8 protein-coding genes and 2 pseudogenes are annotated in these 7,271 nt (G+C 67.8%); 7 read left to right on the forward strand and 3 right to left on the reverse strand.

Annotation, left to right across the window (positions count from 1 at the left end):
- Window positions 1–226: 226 nt before the first annotated feature.
- Window positions 227–820 (forward strand): DUF4240 domain-containing protein, encoded by a 594-nt coding sequence (locus AC0682_RS31180; protein ID WP_478536579.1) that lies wholly within the window; start codon window positions 227–229, stop codon window positions 818–820.
- Window positions 821–838: 18 nt separating this feature from the next.
- Here the strand turns inward: AC0682_RS31180 and AC0682_RS31185 are convergent, their stop codons facing one another.
- Both AC0682_RS31185 and AC0682_RS31190 read right to left on the reverse strand, forming a co-directional pair.
- Complete coding sequence (locus AC0682_RS31185; RefSeq protein ID WP_478536581.1) at window positions 839–943, reverse strand: DUF5958 family protein; 105 nt, start codon at window positions 941–943, stop codon at window positions 839–841.
- A 25-nt stretch (window positions 944–968) separates the two neighbouring features.
- Window positions 969–1,727: pseudogene (locus AC0682_RS31190) on the reverse strand (transposase family protein).
- Between the two features lie 244 nt (window positions 1,728–1,971).
- On the opposite strand from AC0682_RS31190, the gene AC0682_RS31195 reads away from it, so the two are divergent.
- The 3 genes and pseudogenes from AC0682_RS31195 to AC0682_RS31205 all read left to right on the forward strand — a co-directional run.
- Complete coding sequence (locus tag AC0682_RS31195; protein ID WP_478536583.1) at window positions 1,972–2,721, forward strand: transposase; 750 nt, start codon at window positions 1,972–1,974, stop codon at window positions 2,719–2,721.
- A 510-nt stretch (window positions 2,722–3,231) separates the two neighbouring features.
- Window positions 3,232–3,987: a transposase family protein gene (locus AC0682_RS31200; protein WP_478536584.1), complete on the forward strand. Its 756-nt coding sequence runs from the start codon at window positions 3,232–3,234 to the stop codon at window positions 3,985–3,987.
- A gap of 148 nt (window positions 3,988–4,135) precedes the next feature.
- Window positions 4,136–4,248, forward strand: a pseudogene (locus AC0682_RS31205) (helix-turn-helix domain-containing protein); the annotation flags it as partial.
- Between the two features lie 182 nt (window positions 4,249–4,430).
- On the opposite strand, the gene AC0682_RS31210 reads toward AC0682_RS31205, so the two are convergent.
- Complete coding sequence (locus AC0682_RS31210) at window positions 4,431–5,231, reverse strand: hypothetical protein (RefSeq protein ID WP_478536586.1); 801 nt, start codon at window positions 5,229–5,231, stop codon at window positions 4,431–4,433.
- A gap of 184 nt (window positions 5,232–5,415) precedes the next feature.
- Between AC0682_RS31210 and AC0682_RS31215 the strand changes: the two genes are divergently transcribed.
- The 3 genes from AC0682_RS31215 to AC0682_RS31225 all read left to right on the forward strand — a co-directional run bounded on the left by AC0682_RS31215 (window position 5,416) and on the right by AC0682_RS31225 (window position 7,112).
- Window positions 5,416–5,922, forward strand: coding sequence for a helix-turn-helix domain-containing protein (locus AC0682_RS31215; protein ID WP_478536587.1), 507 nt, complete (start codon window positions 5,416–5,418; stop codon window positions 5,920–5,922).
- A 34-nt stretch (window positions 5,923–5,956) separates the two neighbouring features.
- A complete protein-coding gene (locus AC0682_RS31220; RefSeq protein WP_478536588.1) occupies window positions 5,957–6,601 on the forward strand; it encodes a hypothetical protein in 645 nt (214 codons plus the stop codon).
- Window positions 6,602–6,776: 175 nt separating this feature from the next.
- On the forward strand, window positions 6,777–7,112 hold the full coding sequence (locus tag AC0682_RS31225) for a DUF2516 family protein (RefSeq protein WP_478536589.1): 336 nt from the start codon (window positions 6,777–6,779) through the stop codon (window positions 7,110–7,112).
- Window positions 7,113–7,271 lie beyond the last annotated feature (159 nt).

The following is a 7,271-nucleotide window of genomic DNA, read 5'->3' on the forward strand; positions in this document are numbered from 1 at the left end:
AGCTACCTCGCCGGCCTCCACCTCCGCGCCTCCATGATCTGGATCAAGGACCTCACACGAGCAGCACCTTGATCACAACCGAATACGCTCCCTAGTGGCGGGGGTCGGTCGCGCTTTGGGTGTCAGTCGTGGCGACCAGGTGTCATCTATCGCGACCAGTCACATCCACTGCTCAAACATGGTTCGCCGACCGTACGCTGTCAGAGGTGCCTGGCACAGTGCCGCTGTGGACATTGATTCCTTCTGGAAGCTTCTCGAAGAGTGCCGACGGCAGGCACAGGGCCGGGACGAACGGCTTGCATGGTTGCGTGACGAACTGTCGCGAAGGCCGCTGACAGAGATCGTGCAGTTCCAGGTTCGCCTGGACGAAGTGACGCGTGAAGCCTTCACCTGGGATCTATGGGCTGCGGCGGAGCGGATCTTCGGCGGCTGGTGCTCGGACGACGGATTCTGCTACTTCGGCCTGTGGATGGTGGGGATCGGTCGGGAAGCCTTCGCGCGGGCAGTGATCGATCCCGACGCTCTGGCCGACACCCCAGAGGTTCAGTGCCTGGTGGGTCGCCCTCGGGAGCTCTGGAACGACGACTGGCCGGAGTGGGAGTCTCTCGACTACGTCGCCATGGAGGCGTATGGACTACTCACCCGCGCGGATGACGACTGCGGCGACGCATTCTATGAAGCCGTCGAAGCCGAGGAGGGCGCTGTAGGCGGCAATCGAGGGCCGCGCGGCGAGCAGTGGGACGTGCGATGCGAAGATGAGGCGATGCGCAAACTGCCGAGACTGAGCGCGATGTTTCCCCTCCGGCCACTGGTCCGGTAGGCGCGAAAGCGCGAGGGATCAGGCCGAGGCTTCGGGGGTGTCGACAGACAGGCGATGCCACGCGCGGCCGCAACCGTCGGAGCAGAAGCGCTCTCGTCGGCGTTCGTCGGCGACGGCCAGCACCGCGATCAGTGAGCTCTTTCCAACCTCAGGCTGACGCGTGGTGGTGAAGGACGAGGACGGCCTTCACCACGTCGGTGATGCGGTTGGTGCTGCAGCGGAGCTTCCGCAGGAGCCGCCAGCCCTTGAGGGTGGCCATGGCCTGCTCGCCGAGGCAGCGGATCTTGGCGTGGGTGGTGTTGTGACGGCGCTTCCATCACTTGAGACGGCGGCCCCGAAACGGGACTCGGACGGTTCCGCCGGCACCTTGATACGCCTTGTCAGCCCAGCATTTGAGTCCCTCTTCAGCGAGGGCTTCGATGATCCCGTGCTGTCGCGCGGCGGTGAGGTCGTGAGTGGAGCCGGGTAGCGCGGGCGAGGCCCAGAGCAGTCGTCCGAAGGGGTCGGTGAGGACCTGGACGTTCATGCCGTGGCGTTTGTGTTTCCCGGAGTAGTACGGGGTGTCGGCGGCGATCCGGTCGATCGGCAGCAGGGTGCCGTCGAGGATGACGAACGCCTTCGCCCGGATCGCCTTGATCGCCTCGGCCGGGGACGGGGCGAGGGTGGCCAGGATATCGACGGCCTCGCGTCTGTAGCGGAAGGCGGTCGCGATCCCGATACCGAAACCGGCCGCGAGCTGTGCGTAGGTGTCACCGCACCGCGGGTGGGCCAGGGCCAGCAGAGCCTGTCTCGCTGCGGGAAGCCGCCGCCACCGCGTGCCGATCTCCCTCCGCCTGGCTGTCAGTTGCCCGGTCAGGAACCGCAGGGTGCGGGTGGACAGATCGATCGACGACGGGTAGACAAGCACACGAAGCTCCTGGCGGACACGGGCGATCTTGGTCGAGAACCCATCTACCAGGAGCTTCGTCGTTCCGCAGGACCGTCCAACTCGTGGTCAACGCCACCAGCTTGGAAAAGGCTCATTGAGCGTTTTCAGCTTGGCCACTGATCGAGTGACGCCGGTCAGGTCGAGGTGAGGGCCGCAACGTACAAGGCTCCCGCGCCGTTGGGGGAGGTGTTCGAAGTCTCAACCCATCGGCACAGGAGCCCTGTTGGTTCCCTATCCTGCCGCACTCGACCTCCCGCATGCCCTGGTCGAGTGGGTCACGATGCTCATCGTCACCCGTGAGGGTGACCGGCGGTGCAAACTCCCGCCGCACCAGCGCGCGCTCGTCGCTCTGGCGTACCTCCGCCACCACGACACCCTCACCAGGATCGCGTCCGGCTTCGGCATATCCGTCGGCACCGCCCACGCATACGTCACCGCCGTGACCGGCCTGCTCGCCGACCGGGCGCCGGGCCTGCTCAAGACTCTGCGGGAGCGTGATCCGGAGTTCGTCCTGCTGGACGGGACCCTGGCCGAGTGCGACCGCGTCGGCGACAGCCGGGCCGACTACTCGGCCAAACACCGCCGGCACGGCGTGAACGTCCAGGTCGTCACCGACCCCGCCGGCGAGGTGCTGTGGAGCTCGCCCGCACTGCCAGGCCGCACCCACGACCTGACCGCAGCCCGCACCCACCGCATCATCCAGATCTCCGAACGCCAGGGCGTCCCGATCCTCGCCGACCGCGCCTACCAGGGCGCCGGCCCCTGGGTCACCACCGGGCTCAAACGGCCACCGGGCGGCGAACTCACCGTCACCCAGCGCACCGTCAACCGCGCCCTGGCCGCGGCGAGGTCACCGGTCGAACGCGGCATGGCACGGCTGAAGGCATGGCAGATCTTCCGTAGATCCCGCATCAGTCCCAACCGCATGACCGTCATCGCCAAAGCCGTTCTCACCCTGGAGCGGCAACGCTGAAAACGCTCATTGAACCGAGGGGATGGGCGCACAGAGTAATCGAGTGAATGCGTATCGTTTGGCCTTCCGGGATGCCTTAGGGTGTGCCGTGTTGACGCTCACCCGCCCTGATCAGCACGGTTGGGCCGCCAGGTCGCGGCGAAGCCGCACCCGCGCCGGTGAACGCCTCGATGTCGAGGTGGAGCCCCGACAAGAGCCGTCCGGCGAGGGCGACGACGGCGGCCGGCCCTTCCCGGTGCGAGAGCGGATTCCGCCCATGACCGCAGTGCCGTCAACGAACGGCCGGAGGGCTTCTGTCAGTGGACACCCGGGCTCGATATATACCGTTTCGGAACACGCGCCATGGGTAGGGGGCCGGTTTCAGCGCTTGCTAAGCCATCGGACGGCGGCGACAGTGAGCCTTTTCCAACCTGACGGTGCTGGCCGCGTGTTGGACGGATCTGCGGAACGACGAAGCTCCTGGTAGACGGGTTCTCGACCAAGATCGCCCGTAGCCACCAGGAGCTTCGTGTGCTTGTCTACCCGTCGTCGATCGACCTGTCCAGTCGCACCCTGCGGTACCTGACCGGACGGCTCGTTGCCCGGCGAGGGGAGATCGGGTCCCGGTGGCGGCGTCTGACCGCCGGCCGTCAGGCTCTCCTCGCCCTGGCCCATCTGCGGTGCGGTGACACCTACGCCCAGCTTGCCGCCGGGTTCGGTATCGGCATCGCGACCGCATACCGCTACATACGCGAGGCCGTCGAGGTGCTGGCCGCCCTCGCGCCCACCCTGGCCGAGGCGATGCACGTCGCCCGGACCAAGGCGTTCGTGATCCTGGACGGCACCCTCCTGCCGATCGACCGGATCGCCGCCGACACCCCGTACTACTCCGGAAAACACAAACGCCACGGCATGAACGTCCAGGTCCTCACCGACCCGTTCGGACGACTGCTCTGGGCCTCGCCCGCGCTGCCCGGCTCCACCCACGACCTGACCGCCGCCCGCGTCCACGGGATCGTGGAAGCGCTCGCCGAGGGCGGCCTCAAGTGCTGGGCCGACAAGGCGTATCAGGGTGCCGGCCGTCCGGTCCGAGTTCCCTTTCGCGGCCGTCGCCTCAAGCGGTGGCAGCGCAGGCACAACAGCACACACGCCATGATCCGCTGCCTCGGCGAGCAGGCCATGGCCACCCTGAAGGGCTGGCGCCTCCTGCGAAAGCTCCGTTGCAGCACCAACCGCATCACAGCGATCATCCAGGCCGTACTCGTCCTCCACCACGCGTCAGCGTGAGGTTGGAAAGGGCTCAGTGGTTCCGCACCGCAGCTGTCAACGACCCTGCCATCTAAGCTCCCTGTCGTGTGGCTTCTAGCCTGAGGGAGCCTACCTAGAGACCTCTAATGGCTGGGGCCACGGGGGGTTGGAGGTCGAGTCTGGTCAGGCCGGTCCGGCCGCGTTTGGCTGGCTCGATCAGTGCTGGACGCTGGCCCTGATCGCCGAGATTATGTGCCGCCGCTTCGGCTCGACTACACCCAAGCTGGGCTGGACCTGCTGCCACGTTCGAAGATCCAGCCGGACGGTGATGCGGTTGCCGCGGCCGCTGCGCCGGGTCGCGACTGCGCCGCCCTGGAGGATCTGCTGGCGAGGCGGCGTCGATAAGCGTGCCCCGAGATGGCGCTATCCCGCCGTGGCGACGGGATCGGCATCTTGCTCGCCGAAGCTGGGCGTCGCCCACGTCAGTTGGCGGCGTCCCGGCGAAGGCGACGCCGAGGGACGATGTCCCCAGAGATACCGAGGTGCGCGGTGGCCTGGTCAAGCTCCTCGGCCAGCAACTGCTCGCTGAGGATGGAGTCAAGGATCCGGCCGGCCTGGATCAGGCAGACGGCCGTCCAAATGACGTCGTTCAGGCCACTCTCCCTGGGCTTGTTGCGCAGTTCCCAGCCGCCGGCCCGTGTGCGATGGAGATACAGCTGCGCTGTCTCTCGTGTGGTGTGGGAGTAGGAACTGAGGTGCCGGTAGGGCAGATAGCCTTCCTGCTCTCCGAATGCCGCCATCAGGTCGGCGGTGTTGCGGATCTCGTTCGTCAGCCGGACAACCTTAGGGGCCGGGTGGGCGGTGCGTTCGTCGACAGCGGCACGGACCTTTGCCTCGACCTCATCTCCCTCGACATCCCACCCCGCTCGCTTCGCGTTAGTGATCAGCTTGAGGAGCTGGTCGTCGCTGTAGGCGTCAACGGCCTGCACCGCGGCGTCGCCGCCGTCGACGAGCCAGGCCATCGCCACCGCGTGCGTCATCAGGTTCCGCATCACGGGTGCGACGACGAACCCGTTACCGTTCTTGGCCGCTTCCGCCACCACGCGGGCGGAGTCCGAAATGAGCATCCACCAGCTCCACGCGACTGGTGCCACTGCCTCGTGTTCGCGGAGGAAGCCGATGCCGCCCACTCCGGAGGCCATCCTGTCGCGGGCGGCCAGCAGCTGGTCGATGACGTCGAGAGCGCGCCAGGCCGTGGCCTCGTCATGCGCAAAATCGGGCATAGCGCCAATCTATGGCTGCGCAGCCCGAAACCGCCCCACAATTTCCGCCTGGACCTGGATGGCGACAGCTGTCGCGCAAATACGACACCTACCGTGCTCAGTCACAACCACCGCGCGCGTGGCGCGTGACACTTTTGCAAGCATGCGCTTGCAATAGTTAGCGCCCGTGGTGCACTATCGCGTCATGGCATCACTCAACGTCGGCAATCTCGGTGAGTACCTCCGGGAGCAGCGCCGGGCCGCGCAGCTCTCGCTGCGGCAGCTCGCCGATGCCGCCGGGGTGTCGAACCCGTATCTCAGCCAGATCGAGCGCGGCCTGCGCAAGCCCAGTGCGGACGTGCTGCAGCAGGTCGCCAAGGCGCTGCGGATCTCGGCCGAGACCCTCTACGTACGGGCGGGGATCCTCGACGAGCGGGAGCGGGAGGAGCTGGAGACGCGGGCGGTGATTCTGGCCGATCCGTCGATCAGCGAGCGGCAGAAGAGCGTCCTGCTGCAGATCTACGACTCCTTCCGCCGCGAGAACGGATTCGTGCCCGCGACGGACGAGACGGATGAGATGGATGAGGCGGACGGGAGACCCCGAACGGAGGGGAGCCCCGGCGCCGACGGGAGTCCCGGCGTGGGCGGCGCGGACGGTGCCGGACCGACGCTCAAGGCAGACGCCAGAAAAGACGACAACCCTCACAGCTAGCCGCTGGTTCTGATGATCCGGGAGGACCACAGTCATGGCCATCACCGATGACCTGCGCAAGACCCTCACCGACCGCACCCCCCTCTACTTCGCCGCCGGTACGGCCGACCTCGCCGTGCAGCAGGCGCTCAAGGTGCCCGCGCTGATCGAGCAGCTGCGGGCCGAGGCGCCCGGGCGGTTCGAGGCCGTTCGGAACACCGACCCCAAGGCCGTGCAGGAGAAGGTGGCCGCGCAGGCCAAGGAGGCGCAGGCCACCGTGCAGGCGAAGGTCTCCGAGGTGTTCGGGGCGCTGGACGCCGCCGACCTGAAGAAGCTGGGCGAGAGCGCTCAGGACCTGGCTCTGCGCAGTGTGGGCATCGCCGCCGAGTACGCGGTCCGGGCCCGGGAGACGTACGAGAAGGTCGCCGTCCACGGCGAGCAGGCCGTACGGACCTGGCGCGGCGAGACGGCCGACGAGATCGTCGAGATCGCCGCCGTCGTGGAGGCCGCGCCGAAGGCCGAGCCCACGCGTGAGCCGAAGGCCGCGCCAGGGCCGAAGCCGGAGGTCAAGGCCGCGGCGGTCAGGAGCGAGCCGAAGGCGACGCCCGCCGCGCCCGCCACCGCGAAGCCTGCCGCCAAGAAGGCTCCCGCCCCGCGCAAGCCCGCAGCCAAGAAGACCACCCCGCCCGCCGGGGAGTGACCCCGGCGGTCCGGCCCCGTACGTGCGGAGCGTGACGTCCCGTACCCATGTCCCGTACCCGCGAGGCGTGACCGGGGCGCGAGGCGGGCACCTTTACCGGTGGCCGGTTCGTTGTCCCGGTACCTTGGCCTTCGCGGCCGCAGGGCGCTCATCCACTCACTAGGCGGTACACACCATGTTGCTCTCAGGGTTCGGCACACTCCTCCAGCTGCTCTATCTGGCGATGCTCGTGCTGGCCGTGGTCGCCTTCGTCTTCGCGGCGATCGCCCGGGAGGACGCCTACCGTGCCGCCGACAAGAAGAAGAAGTCCTTCTGGCTGATCATTCTCGGCGTGTCCGTCGCCGTGAACCTGTTCGTCCCCTTCCTCTTCCTCCAGCTCGCGGGTGTCGTCGCGTCGATCGTGTTCATGGTCGACGTGCGGCCCGCGCTCAAGGAGGTCTCGGGCGGTGGCGGCCGGCGGGGCGGTTCCAGCAGTGACGGGCCCTACGGTCCGTACAACGGCGGGCGCTGAGCCCTCAGGGGGTAGCAGCGGTCGAGGGGGGGGGGGGGGGGGGGGGGGGGGGGGGTGCTGGGCGGGGGGGGGGGGGGGGGGGGGAGGGAGGGGGGGGGACAATTCCACCAGGAATGACCCTACAGGGTGGAAGGCGGGGCAGACGTGTGGACAGCGCAG

Source organism: Streptomyces sp. NPDC043746 (assembly GCF_056436485.1).